General features: G+C 64.9%; 16 protein-coding genes and 1 pseudogene. 4 read left to right on the top strand and 13 right to left on the bottom strand.

Going from position 1 to position 17,007, the window contains the following annotated elements:
- Window positions 1-23: 23 nt before the first annotated feature.
- The 3 genes from ACZYZ4_RS02695 to polA all read right to left on the bottom strand — a co-directional run bounded on the left by ACZYZ4_RS02695 (window position 24) and on the right by polA (window position 4,678).
- On the bottom strand, window positions 24-1,313 hold the full coding sequence (locus tag ACZYZ4_RS02695; RefSeq protein WP_463858611.1) for a GNAT family N-acetyltransferase: 1,290 nt from the start codon (window positions 1,311-1,313) through the stop codon (window positions 24-26).
- A gap of 77 nt (window positions 1,314-1,390) precedes the next feature.
- Complete coding sequence (locus ACZYZ4_RS02690; RefSeq protein ID WP_463857963.1) at window positions 1,391-2,002, bottom strand: GyrI-like domain-containing protein; 612 nt, start codon at window positions 2,000-2,002, stop codon at window positions 1,391-1,393.
- A 33-nt stretch (window positions 2,003-2,035) separates the two neighbouring features.
- Entirely contained in the window at window positions 2,036-4,678 is a 2,643-nt protein-coding gene (gene polA / locus ACZYZ4_RS02685) for a DNA polymerase I (RefSeq protein ID WP_463858609.1), read from the bottom strand.
- A gap of 193 nt (window positions 4,679-4,871) precedes the next feature.
- On the opposite strand from polA, the gene ACZYZ4_RS02680 reads away from it, so the two are divergent.
- Entirely contained in the window at window positions 4,872-5,345 is a 474-nt protein-coding gene (locus ACZYZ4_RS02680; RefSeq protein ID WP_463857961.1) for a hotdog fold thioesterase, read from the top strand.
- Between the two features lie 22 nt (window positions 5,346-5,367).
- Here the strand turns inward: ACZYZ4_RS02680 and ACZYZ4_RS02675 are convergent, their stop codons facing one another.
- The 4 genes from ACZYZ4_RS02675 to ACZYZ4_RS02660 all read right to left on the bottom strand — a co-directional run bounded on the left by ACZYZ4_RS02675 (window position 5,368) and on the right by ACZYZ4_RS02660 (window position 8,061).
- Window positions 5,368-5,925: a dihydrofolate reductase family protein gene (locus ACZYZ4_RS02675; RefSeq protein WP_463857959.1), complete on the bottom strand. Its 558-nt coding sequence runs from the start codon at window positions 5,923-5,925 to the stop codon at window positions 5,368-5,370.
- A gap of 38 nt (window positions 5,926-5,963) precedes the next feature.
- Window positions 5,964-6,185: a hypothetical protein gene (locus tag ACZYZ4_RS02670; protein WP_463857957.1), complete on the bottom strand. Its 222-nt coding sequence runs from the start codon at window positions 6,183-6,185 to the stop codon at window positions 5,964-5,966.
- Window positions 6,182-7,399 (bottom strand): inorganic phosphate transporter, encoded by a 1,218-nt coding sequence (locus ACZYZ4_RS02665; protein ID WP_463857955.1) that lies wholly within the window; start codon window positions 7,397-7,399, stop codon window positions 6,182-6,184. Before ACZYZ4_RS02665 ends, ACZYZ4_RS02670 begins: the two co-directional genes overlap by 4 nt.
- 152 nt (window positions 7,400-7,551) lie before the next feature.
- A complete protein-coding gene (locus tag ACZYZ4_RS02660) occupies window positions 7,552-8,061 on the bottom strand; it encodes an HAD domain-containing protein (RefSeq protein ID WP_463857953.1) in 510 nt (169 codons plus the stop codon).
- Window positions 8,062-8,529: 468 nt separating this feature from the next.
- Between ACZYZ4_RS02660 and ACZYZ4_RS02655 the strand changes: the two genes are divergently transcribed.
- Complete coding sequence (locus tag ACZYZ4_RS02655) at window positions 8,530-9,075, top strand: GNAT family N-acetyltransferase (RefSeq protein ID WP_463857951.1); 546 nt, start codon at window positions 8,530-8,532, stop codon at window positions 9,073-9,075.
- A gap of 604 nt (window positions 9,076-9,679) precedes the next feature.
- Here ACZYZ4_RS02655 and ACZYZ4_RS02650 read toward each other — a convergent pair.
- Entirely contained in the window at window positions 9,680-10,036 is a 357-nt protein-coding gene (locus ACZYZ4_RS02650; RefSeq protein ID WP_463857949.1) for a VOC family protein, read from the bottom strand.
- Window positions 10,037-10,081: 45 nt separating this feature from the next.
- On the opposite strand from ACZYZ4_RS02650, the gene ACZYZ4_RS02645 reads away from it, so the two are divergent.
- Window positions 10,082-10,426: a MerR family transcriptional regulator gene (locus tag ACZYZ4_RS02645; protein WP_463857947.1), complete on the top strand. Its 345-nt coding sequence runs from the start codon at window positions 10,082-10,084 to the stop codon at window positions 10,424-10,426.
- Window positions 10,427-10,504: 78 nt separating this feature from the next.
- Here ACZYZ4_RS02645 and ACZYZ4_RS02640 read toward each other — a convergent pair whose 3' ends face one another.
- The 4 genes from ACZYZ4_RS02640 to ACZYZ4_RS02625 all read right to left on the bottom strand — a co-directional run bounded on the left by ACZYZ4_RS02640 (window position 10,505) and on the right by ACZYZ4_RS02625 (window position 14,462).
- Window positions 10,505-11,161 (bottom strand): alpha/beta hydrolase, encoded by a 657-nt coding sequence (locus ACZYZ4_RS02640; RefSeq protein ID WP_463857945.1) that lies wholly within the window; start codon window positions 11,159-11,161, stop codon window positions 10,505-10,507.
- Window positions 11,162-11,250: 89 nt separating this feature from the next.
- Complete coding sequence (locus ACZYZ4_RS02635; protein WP_463857943.1) at window positions 11,251-11,682, bottom strand: VOC family protein; 432 nt, start codon at window positions 11,680-11,682, stop codon at window positions 11,251-11,253.
- A 111-nt stretch (window positions 11,683-11,793) separates the two neighbouring features.
- On the bottom strand, window positions 11,794-12,513 hold the full coding sequence (locus tag ACZYZ4_RS02630) for a response regulator (RefSeq protein ID WP_463857941.1): 720 nt from the start codon (window positions 12,511-12,513) through the stop codon (window positions 11,794-11,796).
- On the bottom strand, window positions 12,510-14,462 hold the full coding sequence (locus tag ACZYZ4_RS02625) for a DUF4118 domain-containing protein (RefSeq protein WP_463857939.1): 1,953 nt from the start codon (window positions 14,460-14,462) through the stop codon (window positions 12,510-12,512). Before ACZYZ4_RS02625 ends, ACZYZ4_RS02630 begins: the two co-directional genes overlap by 4 nt.
- 340 nt (window positions 14,463-14,802) lie before the next feature.
- On the opposite strand from ACZYZ4_RS02625, the pseudogene ACZYZ4_RS02620 reads away from it, so the two are divergent.
- Window positions 14,803-16,095: pseudogene (locus ACZYZ4_RS02620) on the top strand (amino acid transporter); the annotation flags it as partial.
- Window positions 16,096-16,184: 89 nt separating this feature from the next.
- On the opposite strand, the gene ACZYZ4_RS02615 reads toward ACZYZ4_RS02620, so the two are convergent.
- Window positions 16,185-16,940 carry a ZIP family metal transporter gene (locus ACZYZ4_RS02615; protein WP_463857938.1) on the bottom strand — a complete coding sequence of 252 codons (756 nt, stop codon included), beginning with the start codon at window positions 16,938-16,940 and terminating at the stop codon, window positions 16,185-16,187.
- Window positions 16,941-17,007 lie beyond the last annotated feature (67 nt).

The following is a 17,007-nucleotide window of genomic DNA, read 5'->3' as shown; positions in this document are numbered from 1 at the left end:
TCCTTGAAAGCGGCAAGAGGCACCTAGAAGTGGGTCAGGCAGTGGGTTGCCCGCTCAACCGCGAACATCCCTCGTGCCTGGAGCGACGCGCCCTGCTTGTGTTCGCGGATCCGCCCAGCCGCCGTCAGCGTAACCGGACATACCGCTCCCAGATAAATTGATGACAGCGCGGAGACATCCAACGTCAGGTCAGGCTCGCCAGCTTCTTCAGCACGTACGACGGCGGCCTCACCGCCGCTGACTTCGAGGGTAAAGGTTCCAGGCGTTAGGCCAAGAGGATCAATGACCTCCAGTACCAGCCGGCCATCCACCGGGTAATGCCGCGCCTCCAATGCCTGGGCCACGTCCAGGATGCGGAGCCAGAGCATGTCCCGGCTGTCTGAGGAGTCGATGCAGCGGGGATCGGCAAGTGCCCAGGTCAGGGGATCATCCAGCGGTGCTTCCTCCCACGTGACACGTTCCACCAGGTCGATGGCGGCGAGGAACTGCCAGAGCTCCAGGTACGCCTCATTCGTGGCCGCCACAAAATCCACCAGCTGCACGGTGTGGGGCTCAGTGTCCCAGCCGAGGAATTTGTAGGAGACATGGCCGTCCACGGCGCCGTCGGGGCTGTAGTGCAGGGCAACTTTGATGGCGGGATCTTCCTTGCCGTCGCGCCCCAGCGACCCGGAAGCCAGTTGCCGGTACCACTCCTGGCGGCCGATCGATCCGGGGGTAAGGCGGTGCACGCGGTCGAAGACTTCCGGGGCCAGGTCCAGCAGCACACGCGGGTCCGCGATATCCACGGTGCCGACGGCCTGGTGGTTGAGGCGGAACCGGGCGGTGGTGTCAACTTTCACGGTCCGTTCGAAGCTGGCCACCCCGTAGCCGAAGCGTCCGTAGATGGATCCCTCCGACGCCGTGAGGGCGGCCATCGCTAGGCCATCATCCTTGGCCATGGCCAGGTCCTCGGACATCATCCGGCGCAGCAGGCCGCGCCGCCGATGCGAGGTCCGGACCGTCACCGCGGTGACAAGCTGGGTTTCCAGCAGCCTGCCGAAGCCGATGTTGAGCGTTTTGCGCAGGGTGCCAAAGGTTGCCACCGGCACCTCCGCGGGGAGCGACCCCGGCGCGACTTCCCGCGTCTGGTAGGCGCCAGTGAAGATCCGCCGGTCAGCTGCGTAGGTCTCCAAGGACTTCGCAACATGCTCCGGCGTCCGCGTGGATTCGTGGAAGCCAAAAGCCACCGCCTTCACCCATGATTCGGCATCGGGATACCCCGCCTCGCCCTTGGATGCCGCTGTGAAGCGCCGGATTTCATAGTCATCACTCAGTTCAGCCACCCGCCGAGCCTAACCAACGAATCCGGCGCCTGGCCAGCAGCAACACGCGCGCGCCGGCAGGAAATGGCTCAGAGCCGCCGCACGGGTTGGCGAAGGATGGTCTTGAGCTTTTCGGGTGCCACCCGGCGGGCGTCGCTGAGGTAGATCTCGTGGTGCGGGCCGGCAAATCCAAAGCCATTGGCCGGCATGTATTCATGGTGCAGGCGGCGCAGCGTGGGAGCCTCGTCGTCGTAGCTGCCGATGTGCACGATCTGCACCGAGAGGCCTTCGTCGAGGGTCTCAAGACGGAGCAGGTCCAGCCCCGGAACGTTCTTCACCGCCGCCTTCGCGATACCGTCCTCCACCTCGGCGGCCCCGATCCAGCCCGGCTGCGGGATCATCATGGTCCATTTCCAGCTGTCCTTCTCGCCCCGGGTGAAGGCGTCAGGCTCGTCCGCTGTCCACAGGCCCTCCAGCGGCCCGACGACGTAGTCCCGGCCCGCGTGCTTGCTGGCAAACTTGACGGCGTAGGACACCGAGAACAGTGCCTCCAGGGCGGCGGCATATGCGGGGGCCGTCCCCGGGTTGCCCTGCCCGTCCACCATCAGGTAGTTCAGCGGCAGAGCGGTGACCACCTCGAAATCCCGGGCCCGGGGCGCGTACAGATCCTTGAACTGTTTCTTGACGTCGTACTTGTCCATCGCGTCCCGCCCCTCCGTTCCCAGCAGCCCTTCCTAGTGGCCGGCATCGTACCAGCTGGGGCCCACGCCGATCTGGACATCCAGCGGGACGCTGAGGTCCGCGGCAGAGCCCATCTGCTCGGTGACGAGCTGCTCCACCGCTTCCCGCTCGCCGTTTGCGACTTCAAGCACCAGTTCGTCGTGGACCTGTAGGAGCATGCGCGACTTCAGGCCCTGGGCCGCCAGTTCAGCATGCACGCCCAGCATGGCGCGTTTGATGATGTCCGCGGCCGATCCTTGGATGGGTGAGTTCAGTGCGATGCGCTCCGCGTTTTCGCGCAGCTGCCGGTCCGTGCTGGTGAGGTCCGGAAGGTAGCGGCGACGCCCCTCGATGGTGGCCGTATAGCCGTCCACCCGGGCCTGATCCACCACGCCGCGAAGGTAGTCGCGGACAGCGCCAAACCGGTCGAAGTAGTCCTTCATCAGGGTGCGGGCCTCGTCCACGGAGATTTCCAGCTGCTTGGACAGGCCGAACGAGGTCAGGCCATAGGCGAGGCCGTAGGACATGGCCTTGACCTTGGAGCGCATGGCACTGGTGACTTCTTCGGTGGGCACGTGGAAGATGTTCGAGCCCACAAACCGGTGGAGGTCTTCGCCGTCCTTGTAAGCCTGGATCAGGCCCGCGTCCCCCGAAAGGTGCGCCATGATCCGCATTTCGATCTGCGAATAGTCCGCGGACAGCAGGCACTCGTAGCCGTCACTGACCACAAAGATGCCGCGGACGCGCCGGCCTTCCTCGCTGCGGATGGGGATGTTCTGCAGGTTCGGGTTGTTCGAGGAGATGCGTCCCGTCGCTGCCACATTCTGCGCATAGGTGGTGTGGATCCGGCCGTCTTCCGTCACGGACTTCTTCAGCGATTCCAGCATCTGCCGCAGCTTCGAGGACTCCCGGTGCGCCATCAACTGGACCAGGAATTCATGCCCGGTCTTTTCCAACAGGTTCTTCAGCGACGCGGCATCGGTGGTGTAGCCGGACTTGATCTTCTTCGTTTTCGGCAGCTCGAGTTCGTCAAAGAGCACGGTCTGCAGCTGTTTGGGCGATCCGAGGTTGACCTCGTGGCCGATCGCGGCGAAGGCCAGTTCCTGGGCGTTGTCGATCACCTTGGACAGGTCAGCGAGCTGGTCGTCCATGCGCGGCAGGTCGATGGCGATGCCGGCGGTTTCCATATCGGCCAGCACCCGGCTGACGGGCAGCTCAAGGGTGGTCAGCAGGTCTCCCGCCTTGCGTTCGGTGAGTTCTGATTCGAATTGCCGGCTCAGGGCCTGGACCACAGCCGCCACCTGAACTAGGGCACCGGCAGCGGCGGCGTCGTCGCCGTCGAACGCCAGCTCCAGCTGGCCCGCCTTGGAGGTCTCCGACGAGAAACTGACGTTGAGGTGGTGCTGGGCCAGCTCCGCGAGTTCATAGGTACGGCGGTCCGGCTGGATGAGGTAGCCGGAAATTGAGGTGTCATCCACCACGCCTTCCAGTCCCAGGCCACGGATAGACAGGGCCTTCAACGCAGCCTTGTAGCCGTGCATGACCTTCGGCGAGTTTTCATCGCGCAGCCAGTCCGCGAGGGCGTTTTCGGCGGCGGCGTCCTGTGCACTGAGATCGATATAGACGGCGGCGTCGTCACGGACAATGGCCAGTGCGGCGGCGTCTTCGCCGATCCGCCCGGGCACCAGGTCGACGGCGACTGCCGACGGCTTGCCAGCGCCCGCCGTCAGGAAGGCGACCAGATCGGCTGCCCCGGCGGGAGTCACGAAGTCCGGCGTGGCGATGCTTTCGCGCTCCGCAGATTCCAGTTCCTCGCTGCCGTACAGGGCAAAGAGGCGGGTACGGATGGTCTTGAATTCGAGTTCGTCGAACAGCGCCTCCAGGGCAGCCTCGTCCGGCCGCGGTTCCGCGAGATCGTCCAGCGTGAGCGGGAGTTCGAGGTCCGTATGGAGCCTGTTCAGCCGTCGGTTGCGTTTGACGTCCTCGACGTTGGCGCGCAGGGAGTCCCCTACTTTTCCACCGATTGCATCAAGGTGTTCGAGGACCCCCTCGAGACCGTCGTAAAGGTTGATCCATTTTGCCGCAGTCTTCGGGCCGACGCCCGGAACGCCCGGGAGGTTGTCCGCGGTCTCCCCCACCAATGCGGCAAGATCCGAATACTGGGCGGGCGAAACAAAATACTTTTCCTGGATGGCGGCCGCGTCCATCCGGGGGATGTCACTGACGCCCTTCCTGGGGTACAGCACAAAAACGTTGTCCGTAATCAGCTGGAAGGCGTCACGGTCGCCCGAGACGAGCAATACCTCGAAGCCTGCCTTTTCCCCCATGGCGGCGAGGGTTGCCAGGATGTCATCGGCCTCATAGCCGGGCAGCTTGATGGTCTTGATACCCCAGGCGCCCATGACCTTGTCGATGAGGTCGATCTGGCCGCTCATCTCACGGGGAGTTTCGTTGCGTCCACCCTTGTACTCGCTGTACTCCGCTTTGCGGTGCGTGGTCTCATCCGAGACGTCGAAGGCGACGCAAATGTGGGTGGGCTTCTGTTCCTTGATCAGGTTGATGAGCATGGAGGTGAAGCCGTGGATGGCATTGGTGTGCTGTCCGTTGGCGGTGGAGAATTTGTCCGCCGGCAGGGCGAAGAAGGCGCGGAACGCCATCGAGTGGCCGTCAAGCACCAGAAGCCGCGGCTGGCCGGTGGTGGGAACCACGGGGGCTACCGTAGCGGAAACCTGGCCTCCGACCGGCAGGACGCTGATGTCCTGTAAGGCATCAGCAGCGTCAAGCGCAGTAGTTTCGGTCGGGAAGGGGGCCGGTTTGGTAGTTTCACTCACAGGTGCCAGCCTAGTTCCCATGATGGACAATTTCACGCCCGGGCCCTTCACTGAGGAATTGGTCACAGCAGGCGTCCCGGCGCACCTCCACGACTGGCTCGGCCGCCTGGGCATCGGCACCCTGGTGGTGAAGATGGGGATCCACTTCCTGGAGATGAGCCCGGAACGAACGGTGGCTACCATGCCGGTGGAAGGAAACACCCAGGTGGCGGGCATCCTGCACGGCGGCGCCCATGTGGTCCTGGCCGAAACGCTGGGATCCTTCGCCGCCGGGATGCACGCCGGCGCCGGCAGGCACGCCCTGGGCATCGAAGTGAGCGCGACACACCACCGTGCGATCGCCGCCGGCACCGTGACAGGTACCTGCACCGCGATCCATCTGGGCCGGACCCTAACAACGCATGAAATCGTGATGACCGACGAAAAAGGCCGGCGCCTCTCCACCGCACGCATCACCAACATGCTGCGGGACAACGAGCCGGCGGAGGGCTGAACGCCGCAGGCAGTTCCGATCCCTAGCGGGCCGGATCCGGGGATGTGAGGGTGTAGCGCAACTCCACGATCCCCCGCCCCAAGGTGCGGGACGCCGTCAACTCAAGTGGCGTCGTCGGGCCTTCCAACGGGAGCAGCCGCTTACCCTCGCCCAGGACCACGGGGATGACCGACAGGATGAGTTCGTCCAGCAGTCCGGCGTCGGCGAATTGCGCAGCGAGGTTGCCGCCACCCACCACCCAGACGTTCATCCCGCCGGCGTGGTCCTTGAAGTCCTGGATGAACTCCTGCACGGGACCCCGGACGAACGTGATGTCCGTGCCGGACGGCGCAACGTGCTCGTGCCGGGTGAACACATAACAGGGCGTGGAAGGGTACGGCCAGTTGCCGGGTTCGTGCTGCATCAGCCAGGCGTACGTCTCGCCGCCCATCACGATGCAGCCGACGCCGGCCATGAAGGTTTCGTAGCTTTCCTTGCCGCCCTCGAATCCGTCGAACTCGAGAAGCCAGGCGAGGTCATCCTTCGTGGTGGCAATGAACCCGTCGATGGAGGCCGCGACAAAATACTGGATCCTGGACATGGAACCAGAGTAGCCCTGCCTCGTGGACGGGCTGAAGGCTACTTGCTGAAGTAAGGAATGATCAGGTACAGCCCGAACAGCACAGCCACACCGCAGAGGGCAAAGCAGGTGTAGGCGAAGTAGCGCTTGGCGCGGGGTGAGGCCTGCTCGGCGTCGCCGGCGATGGCCGTCAGCCGCACGCCCAGCGAATACAGGACCACAACCGTTACCGCGGACACCAGGGTGGTGCCGGCCACAGTCAAGAGTTCCAACCACTTCATCGCTGAGCATCCTTCTGCTGGTTCGCCTTGGCGCGGGCCCGGACGAGGGCTTTCTTCTTGGCGAAGCGGACGGTCTGGCCCGCTTCTTCGACTTCCACGGCATTGTGGTGGCCCACCGACGACTTGCGGGAGTAGAAGAACATAAAGAGCACCGCGGCGGTGCCGGCGACGGCGGCAATCACCACACCCACCACGCCAGTCTTCACGAGCAGCGCGGTCAGCGCGCCCACAATGCCGGCGGCGGGAAGCGTAAACAGCCAGCCCAGGGCGATCTTGCCCACCATGTTCCAGCGCACCGTGGTGCCTTTACGGCCCATGCCGGACCCGATGACGGAACCGGATGCCACTTGCGTGGTGGAGAGCGCGAACCCGAGGTGGGAGGACGCAAGGATGGCTGAGGCGGTGCTGGTCTCGGCTGCGAATCCCTGGGCGGGCTTGACCTCGGTGAGCCCGGAGCCCATGGTCCGGATGATGCGCCAGCCACCTGCGTAGGTGCCGACGGCGATGGCCACGGCGCACGCCGTGATGACCCAGAACTGCGGGCCCGAGCCCGGGGCCTGGGTGCCGGCGGAAATCAACACCAGGGTGATGATGCCCATGGTCTTCTGGGCGTCGTTGGTTCCGTGGGCAAGCGCCACGAGGCTGGATGTGAAGATCTGGCCGGTGCGGAACCCGCCGCGCTTCTGCGTCAGCTTGCTGCCTGTGTCAGGATCGTGCCGAGATGTCAGTGCATACGCGAGCCGGGTGCAGAGGTAAGCCACAAGGCCGGCGATGAGCGGGGCGAAGATCGCGGGCAGGATGACCTTCTGGAGCAGGGTTTCCAAATTCACGGAGTTAAAACCGATGCCTGCGATGGCTGCGCCGATCAGCCCGCCGAAGAGGGCGTGGGATGAGCTGGACGGCAGGCCTTTGAGCCAGGTGATCATGTTCCAGAGGATGGCACCCATGAGGCCCGCGAAAATAATGTCCGGGGTGATCTGGACACCGGCGGAGCCTTCCCTGATGATGCCGCCGGAGACTGTTTTGGCTACCTCCGTTGAGAGGAAGGCGCCGACCAGGTTCAGGATTGCGGCGAGCGTCACAGCGGTCTTCGGTTTGATGGCACCGGTGGCGATGGGCGTAGCCATCGCATTGGCGGTGTCATGGAAGCCGTTAGTGAAGTCGAAAAATAGTGCCAGTCCGATGACCAGCGCCACCATAAAGGTGATATCCACCTGTTGCCCAATCTGCAGAGACGACGTTCAGCAGTTCCCTTACCCCGCCTGCCCTGCAAAGCATAATTCACCTGCAGTTCACGTGAAATGACCTGTGGCGTTAACAGAACCGGCTTGAAACCTTATCGATCGTACGCGTCCAAGGCATGAGGTCAAAACAGCTGCTTCGCGACAAACGTGTTGACGGCGGCCAGTTCGGCGGGAGAGATTCCCCGGCGGGGATCGGGCGACACTGTGAGGATGCGGGGGCCCAGGAATGGGGCCCAGGCCAGTGCTTCCTGTTCATACCGAAGTTGGTCGTCGATCCACACGACGCCGTCCGGGGTGCTGGCCGCCAGGTCCTCCTGGAGGGCGGCGAGCTTCCACCAGGTCTCCCCTGTTCGGCCACCCTCCGCTGTCAGGCAGGGCCAGAGGCCCCCCGCCAGGCCGATGGCGGGGCACAGGTATTGGGGAGCCATGTCCTCCCAGCTGGTGAGCCACACACACCTGACCCCCGGCACGCGTGAAAGTTGGTTCAGCCCGTCAACGAGCTCACGCGCGTAGTCCACTTCGAGCATGCCGGCGTTTGCGAGGCTCCAGCCGGAACCCCACGGCGTCTTGCCCGTCGCTCCGAACGGGCACACCACGCCGTCTACGTCCAGGTACAGGGTGACGTTCCGCAAGGCCGCTCTCCGTTACGCCGGCAGACCCGGACCGGTCCTTAAAAATGAATGAGGGGTTGCACACATCAATCGTTGCATTGCATGCAGCCCCTCCTCAAGAACGCCCGGACAAGAGACTCGCCTTGGCAGAGAGCGTCTTCGCCAGGGCGGATTCAGGGCGGGCGGGGCTTCCGGGCTGGTCCTGGCCGTAGAGCCAGTCGTTGCTGGAAGCCTCCGTCCTTGCGGCTCTTGAACAGCAGGTTCCGGAGCGTCCGTGCCAGTCCTGAGACGTGCCAGGATTCGCCCCAGACCCGGGCGGTGCGCTGGACGCGGGCGGTACGGCCGGCGCGAACGGTGTTGCAGTCCGTCCTGAAACACCGCAGCGTCTTCGAGTTCCTAGGAACTGGGACAGGCTCAGGCCCGAGGGCCATGTCTTTTGGTGCGGGCAAGATGGGACGTCGAGAGTAGGCGGTATGTGAGTATTGAAAAATGAAAAAACTCACGTCCGACCGGTTGACCCTTCGTCGCTGGGAGGTATCGGATGCTGACTTTGTTTTCGACCTGTACTCTCGCTGGGAGGTGCAGCGCTTTATCGGCGGGGCAACGGCTCCTCGTGTTATGGAGGGTCGATCTGAAGCTGAAGACCGCATAAACATCTGGCGGGCCATGGATCATCCTGTTAACGGCGTCTGGGCAATTGAAACGCGGGAGACGAGGAGACTCGTGGGCACTCTTCTCTTGAAATTCATCCCCGCATCCGGCCCGGCTATCCCGCTTCAGCCCTCCTCGGACACTGAAATAGGCTGGCACCTTCATCCTGATGCTTGGGGTAACGGCTACGCTTCCGAAGCGGCGTCCGCCGTCTTGGAGTATGCCTTCGACGCGGGCCTGGAGAGAGTTATTGCGGTCACCGCACCAGCCAACGCCGCGTCGCAGAAAGTCTGTGCCCGCATCGGCATGACGCACGAAGACCTGACCTCCGCCTACTACAACGAAGCGTGTGAGCTTTTCGTCCTGGCAAACCCGCACCGATAGCGCCAGTCGAAGTTGTGCGGACGACTTCAAAAAACGACACTGTCCGCCCGGCCATCAACTTCCCCTAAGCACTGGCGAGAATGATCCACCCTTAGCATCGTGAGGTCTTCAACGGCGTGGATGACGATCCGACACCCGGGTGCGGTGACGGCGAAGACGGTCCCAGGCTCGAGGGCGTACCGGGCGTTACCTCCAGGGAAAGAGGCCCGGCCGCGACCCCCAACGCAGTAGATGGAAGTCCCCTCCTCTGCCTCCAGCAGTCGGTCACCTTCGGCTATGGATACGCAAAGCTCATGTATCGCGTAGCCGAAATGATGATCCTCGGAATGACCTCGCCGGCCGGAAGCATCACGGTCAGCCGTTGTTGCGGGAATCACTGAAATTCTCCTCTTGATAGGGGTGAGGCAGCGGCGCGGGATGCCCCGGCCCCTAATCCGTTGTCTTGTCTTCTTTCCTGATGGTGACGCTGTGTTGCCCCGGGCGTCATGACCCGCCGAAACTGCTCAGGGTCGTTTGAAACCTGGGCGGGTGCTGCGCGTCCGAATCTCTTCCAGTTCCTGGAACAGCGTGATCTGCATCCCATGGGGTCCGGTCAGCCTGGAGTTCAATGACTTCCATGGCGTTTCGCGTGGCTCGGCGATGAGGGTGGCGTGGCGGCGATCAGGTCCGTGGTCGCCGAGGCTGAGTCATCTACTTCGAAGGCGACCCGGATCTTTGCACTCCGCTTGCCGTCGGCTTCGACGTCGTCGATCATTCGGATCTGCGCCGGGTTGGAGAGCTCCAGCGTGGCGCGGCCTGCTTCGAGGATGGTGACTCTGGCATCACCGTCACCTTCCAACGCCGCTTGTTCGGTGAGCCCGAGTACATCGCGGTAGAACGTCACGGCAGCCTCGTAGTCTTCGGCTTCGACGATGAGGCGCAGCTGGCGCACGGGGGCTTTGGTTCTCTTCTCTGTGGTCATGCTCGTACCCTAGGACCTGACACCAATGTGAGAGGCAAGGCATAGATGCGCATCGGAGAACTTTCGGCCGCGACAGGGGTGAGCGTCCGCTCACTGCGGTACTACGAAGAACAGGGTCTTCTGAGCGCGGACCGCACGGGGTCAGGGCAACGGGTCTACGGCTTGGACGCGCCTGCCCGCGTTGGGCTCATTCAGGAGCTCTTCGCCGCCGGATTGTGCAGCGCGACAATGGTTGATCTACTGCCGTGCATGAGTGATCCCGGTGTGAGGACGCCAAAGCTGCGGAGCCGCTTGCTCGAGGAACGACACCGGATCTCCGACACAATCGCAAACCTCACGAGCACCCAAGGGGCCCTGGACCGGATGATCAGCGAGATCAGAATCGACTGACTCATAGTGCATTCCCCTTAGGCCGTGTCAGCCAACCCGAGGAAGCCGGACAATAGGCCGTCGGCTCTCGCGCTTAGCCTAGATCCCTAAGATCTGTTCAGCTAGCTGCCCAGGCCGGCTGATGAAGGGTGAATGACTCGAATCAAGACTGACCACATTGGAGCACCGGCAGGCCATGCGTTCCTGGAGGGCGGGGCTGAGTGCCTTGTCCTGCCCGCAGCTGACGTAGGTGCTCTCGATGCTCTGCCAGGCGACACGGCCCGGTACCCCACGGCCATGCCCGGGCTGTTGCGGCACGAGCAGCGCCGTTGCCCAGTTACTGTCGGCCTCGATGCAATCGGCATACAAGAACTCATGAGCCCGTTCCGGCTTAATGCTGGTCGTCCCGTCCGCGTTGTGCCGCACGATTTCGTTGACCAGTGCGGCGGCGCCTCCCAGCCGTGCACCACTTTCACCGGCTGCCGGCACGAATGCTGCAACGTATATGAGGTGCCTGACCCCTTCAAGGCCGGTGATGACAGATCCGCCGTAGGAATGGCCCAGAGCAACCGGCGGCACATGGCATCCATCCACCGCCTCCTGCACGGCTGCAGTATCTGCAGCGAGGGAACCGCGGTGCAAGCGAGGAACATGGACAGCGACTCCGTGCCCGCGCAGGGCGTCTGCCAGCCGGTCAAAATGCGCCGGCTGATGCCACAATCCGTGAACGAGTACGACCTCGGTCTGCTGTTTCATCCACACAGCCTACGTCTGGCAGCCGTTCTTGATGCTTACCGGGAAATGAGCTTTTCGCCGTCGGGCGAGGTCGGGTTGAGGAGTGGCGGCTATGACGCGGGAGCCGCCTGGGGGTTGTTGACGTTGACGAGCCAGGCAGTCCCGAACCGGTCCGTGCACATACCGAAGATGTCGCCCCACGGCGCCGGTTCCAGCGGAACGGTGACAGTGCCGCCGTCGGCGGACAGCTTGTCCCAATAGCCGCGCAGTTCAGCTTCGTCGTCGCCGCTGAGCGAAACCGAAATTGAGCTGCCGGTCGCAAGGTCCATGCCGTTCGGCGTGTCCGCCCCCATTAGGACCAAGCCGTTGCTGGCCGTGAGCATGCCGTGCATAATCTTGTCGGCTTCCGCCGGGTCGTCGCTGGCGTGGAACTCCCCGAAAGTGCTGAGGGCCAGGTCGCCGCCGAACACGGAGTGGTAGAAGGTCATGGCCTCCCGGGCGTTTTCGCGGAAGCCAAGGTATGGGTTGAGCGTTGTTGGCATGGCCGGTTCTCCTTGTGGTGCGGAACTGAAACGGATTCGGAACAGTCAACATCCTGCCGCACTTCCAGCCGGGTTCATAGGGTTCACGGCACCCTGAATTCCCGTCAGGTTTCAGGGCATAAATCGGTACCCCACGCCAGGTTCGGTCAGCAGGTGGCGGGGCTTCCCGGGGTCGGTCTCCAGCTTCCGCCGCAACTGGGCTATGTACACGCGCAGGTAGTTGGCTTCCGTCTGGTAGGCCGGTCCCCAGACGTCCAGCAGCAGTTGCTGCTGGGTCACTACCCGGGCAGGGTTCCGGACCAGCAGTTCCAGGATGTTCCATTCGGTCGGCGTCAGCCGGACAACGTCCCCGTCCCTGGTGACCTGCCGTTGGGCCAAGTCCACGGTGAAGGAGGATGCGGCCACAGTGGGTACCGATGCGGGTTCCGGAACGCGGCGGAGCAGCGCACGCAGGCGGGCCAATAGCTCGTCCAGTCCGAACGGTTTGGTGATGTAATCGTCCGCGCCTGCGTCCAGGGCGTCCACTTTGTCCGATGAACCGTGGCGTGCGGATAGCACAAGCACCGGCAGGTCGCTCCACCGACGGAGTTCCCGCAGGACTTCCGCTCCGTCCAGGTCCGGCAGTCCGAGGTCCAGGATCATCACGTCCGGCGGACGGTGGGATGCGGCACGTAAGGCGGTGCCGCCGTCGGACGCCGTGTCCACGGCGTATCCGTGGGCCTGGAGCGTGATCCGAAGTGCCTTCAGCAGGTGGGGATCGTCATCGACCACGAGGACACTCGTGCGGTGGACGCCCTGCGTGACGGATGAAGCCGTCTGGTCCGTGTTCATGTGGCCTCCTGCCGCGGCTGGCCGGCCGCGTGGCGCGCGCCCGGCGAGCCCGTGGAAAGGGCCAGCCTGATCACCATGGTCAGTCCGCCGCTGGGAGTTTCCTGTGCAGTCAGCGTGCCGCCCATGGCCTTGACGAACCCGTCAGCGACGGCCAGGCCCAGTCCCACGCCGGTGGCCTGGGGCCGGTCGTGGAGCCGCTGGAACGGCTGGAACATCTCAAGCACCTTCCCCGCGGGCACACCGGCGCCGTGATCGATGATCCGTAGTTCGCCGGACGGATAGCCATCCAGCGTGGCGGCGCCCATGCCGTCGGAAGCGCCGGTGATGGTGATCCCCGAACCTGGCGCGTATTTAACGGCGTTTTCCACAATGTTGGCGATAATGCGCTCCAGCAGCACCGGATCGGCTTCGACTGTGGGCATGTTGGCGGGCAGCTCAACCCGGACCGTACCGTCCGGGAGCCCGCGCAGGGCAGGGGCAACAACCTCGCTCCACCGCACAGGTCCGAGCAGCGGCCGGACGGAATCGGCGGTGATCCTGGACATGTCCAGGAGGTTTCCCACCAGCTGGTCCAACCGGTCCGTGCACTCATCAATGGTTTCCAGGAGCTCTCGTTCCTCGGCCGGGGTATAGGTGACGGTCCGCTGCAGCAGGCCACCGGCGGCGAGCTTGATCCCGGCCAAGGGCGTCCGCAGGTCATGGGACACGGCCCGCAGGATCGCCGTGCGCATGGTGTTCCCTTCGGCCAGCCGCAGCACCTCCCGCCGGCTGACGGCCAGCTGGCGGCGTTCCAGCTGGGCTTTCACATGGACCGCAAACGCACCCAGCAACCGGCTTTCCGCTGCCGGCACCTCCCGGCGGCCGAACAGCACCAGCCGGGTGTCGTCGTCGACCGGCTCTGCAGTGCTGCCCGGCAGGCCGGTGACGCCATGCTCCCACCCGGTGGCCTCCCCCGCCCCAGCTACCAGCCACCAGACCCGGCCGTCCGGGGTGGCTCCTGACAGGCCCGACGTCGGGTCCTCGCCCGCCGTCGAGCCCTCCCGGCTGCTGAACACCCCGGCACCCTCGGCGCCAAAAACGTCCAGCGCCTCCGCCAGGATCCCCTCCAGGGTGTCCTCCGAACGGGAGGCGCCCAGCGCGAGGTCGCCCAGCGTAGCCGCCTCCGCCTGCGCGCGGGCAGCTTCCTTGGACCTGCGCGCGGATGTGTCCACCACTCCGGCGACCGCCACAGACACGCCCACAAAAACGCTCAGGGACAGGAAGTCCTGTGGATCGCTGATGGCCAGGTCCCCCAGCGGCGGCGTGGAGAAGAAGTTCACCAGCACGCTGCTCCATAGCGCGCCGACGACGGCAGGCCACAGCCCGCCCACCAGCGCCACCGCGACCGCGCCGGCCAGCTGGATGAGGACGGCGGTGGCAACACTGTGGTCGAAGGCTGCCAGCAGCAGCTGCAGCAGGACCGGAAGCGCAGCTGCGAGCGCGAAGCCAACACCCACCCTGGCCCGGCCAAGGTCGGGCCGCCTGCGCGGCGGGGCTTTCGGGGCGTCGGGGCGGGGAACCACCTGGACATCAATGTCCCCTGCACCGCGGACCACGCGGGTCTCCACGGTGCCGCCGGCGAGCAACCCTGACAGCAGTCCCTTGATGGGCCTGCGGCGCGACTGGCCAACCACGATGTGCGTGGCGCCGGACTTGCGGGCGTAGTCCAGCAGCGCCCGGGAGGGATCGGCCGCGGAGACGGTGTGGTAGCTGCCGCCGAGGTCAACGACCAGCCGGCGCTGGGCCTCCATTGCCTGCGGCGACTCACCCGGGGCGTCCTCGGCGGTGCGGACGTGGACGGCGACCAGCACGCCGCCGTCGCTCCTTTCCAGGATTCTGGCGGCGCGTCGGATGAGCAGCTCTGCGTCGTCGCTGCCGTTGAGGCCAATGACTATCCGTTCCCTTGCCATGCGGCCATTCTCCCACCCGGATCCCGTCCTCCCGTGCGTCCTTTCCCCGGGGGCCGTGGCTTGGGTCATACGGGCGTAAGGATGCATCAAGACCGCCGGAATCCCGTTTCTAGGCGTTCTGCCAGTACTAGATTCGGCTGTGCCCGCGGCGCCGTGCCGCGGACTGAAAGGCCCGCATGACCACCTGAGCAGACCGCCAGCCGATCCCTCGGCCCTCCGTGCGACACGGAAGGCGGCCCTGGGCAGTTGGCTGATGTTCGGGCTGGAGGACGCGAAGGGCACCCATCAGGGGCCGGGCGGGCTCGCCGACCAGGGGAAGAAGCACCGCTGGTGGCAGGTGATGTGCCTGACCGGCGTGGACTACTTCTCCACGCTCGGCTATCAGCCGGCCATCGCCGCGCTCGCGGCCGGCGCCATCTCACCCCTGCCACGTTGGTCTTGGTGGCCGTCACGCTGCTGGACGCACTCCCGGTGTACCGCCGGGTTGCCGGCGAGAGCCACCGCGGCGAGGGTTCCATTGCCATGTTGAAGCGGCTGCTCCCCAAGTGGCGGGGCAAACTCCTGGTGCTGGTGCTGCTGGGGTTTGCGGCGACGGACTTCATGATCACCATGACGCTGTCCGCCGCCGATGCCACGGCACACCTGATCGAGAACCCGTTTGCCCCGGACGTCCTGCATGGCCAGGAGGTGACGGTGACGCTGTTCCTGCTAGCCTTGCTCGCTGCGGTCTTCCTGCGTGGGTTCAAGGAGGCCATCGGCGCCGCCGTTGTGCTGGCGGTCCTGTACCTGGGGCTCAACGTGGTGGTCATCTCCAGGTCGCTGGTGGAAGCAGCCGCCCATCCGGTCGCCGTCGGTGAGTGGTGGCAGACCCTGAACACCTCGCACGGGAATCCGCTGATGGCGGTGGCCATCGCCCTGCTGGTCTTCCCCAAGCTGGCGCTGGGGCTGTCCGGCTTTGAAACCGGCGTGGCCGTGATGCCGCAGGTCCGCGGCGGCGCGGGCGATACAGAGGAGAACCCGGCCGGGCGGATCCAGGGGACCCGGCGGATGCTGACCACCGCAGCCGTGATTATGAGTTCCTTCCTGGTCACCAGCAGCTTCACCACGGTGGTCCTGATCCCGCGCACGAGTTCCTGCCGGGCGGGCAAGCGAACGGGCGGGCGCTGGCGTTCCTGGCGCACGAATACCTCGGGGCGGGCTTCGGGACGGTGTACGACCTGAGCACCATCGCCATCCTGTGGTTCGCCGGCGCGTCCGCGATGGCCGGCCTGCTGAACTTTGTCCCCCGGCACCTTCCGCGGTACGGCATGGCGCCTTCATGGGCGAAGGCAGTCCGGCGCTCGTGCTCGTCTTCACGCTGATCGGGTTCCTGATCACCTGGCTGTTTGAGGCCGACGTCGATGCCCGGGGCGGAGCGTACGCCACCGGCGTCCTGGTGCTGATGACCTCGGCGGCCGTGGCTGTGACGCTCTCGACCCGCCGGCTTCAGCAGCGTAAGCGGACCCTCGGCTTAAGCATCTCGCTGCTATCGAGGGTGCTTCGATCGTTCGAACTGCACGCCACGCACGTCCGGCTGGACACCCAGGCCCTGGAGTTTATGGCGGAGAACCTGACCGGGCCCATCGGGATCATCGTGACGCGCGAGATCCTGCGCGAAGCCGAACCGGATGTCACGAAGCGGCCGTGGGTACACGTGGGCTGACCGTTGACGGCGGCGGGAGGTCAACCCCCGAGCTGGTGGACTGTGAAGGCCGTCAGGAACCCGACGGAAGCGGTCAGTCCCGTCAGGTTGTGATGCTCCTCGAACGCCTCGGGGATCATGGTGTCGGCGAGCATCGCCAGGATCCCGCCGGCCGCGATCGCAGTGATGAAGGCGATGACGGCGTCCGGCGCGTTCTCCAGCGCCACGAACCCGATCAGTGAGGCGAGCCCGCACATCACGGCAATGCCTCCCCACACCCCAAAAATGTAGCCGGTACTGCGGCCTGCCTTTTTCATCCCCGCAGTTCCGGAAAGGCCCTCGGGAACGTTGGAGATGAACACAGCCGCAAGCAGGGCCGGGCTGACCGATCCCGCGGTGATGAGACCGACGCCGAGCACTATCGACTCTGGGATCCCGTCGAGGAGGGCGCCGAAAGCGATGGCCGTGCCGCTGCCTGGGCTGTCCTGCTCCGACGGTTGCTGGCCGCCTGAGCGTTTGCGGTGTTTTGCGCCGGCCCGGGTCAGGAGCATGTTCGCTCCGACGTAGACCACGGAGCCGGCCAGGAATCCGGTCACGGTGGGCCACAGGCCCCCTCCCTCAACAGCCTCACCGACGAGCTCGAACGCCAGGGCCGAAATCAACACGCCCGCCCCAAAGGACATGATCGAGGAGACAAGTTTGGACGGAATCGCCCATTTCCATGACGCGGCCGCCCCAAGCACCAGGGCGGCGCCGGCCACGGTTCCCCACATCAACGCCTGAAGCCACACCGGCATGCTGCCACCTTTCGATCCCGACCAGGACTCACCCGGCTGACTGAACCTATACGCCCTGAACCTATAC

This window comes from Pseudarthrobacter adonitolis (genome assembly GCF_055412845.1).
The sequence above is the reverse complement of the archived record's forward strand: the minus strand, read 5'-3'. Positions and strand labels throughout refer to the sequence as shown.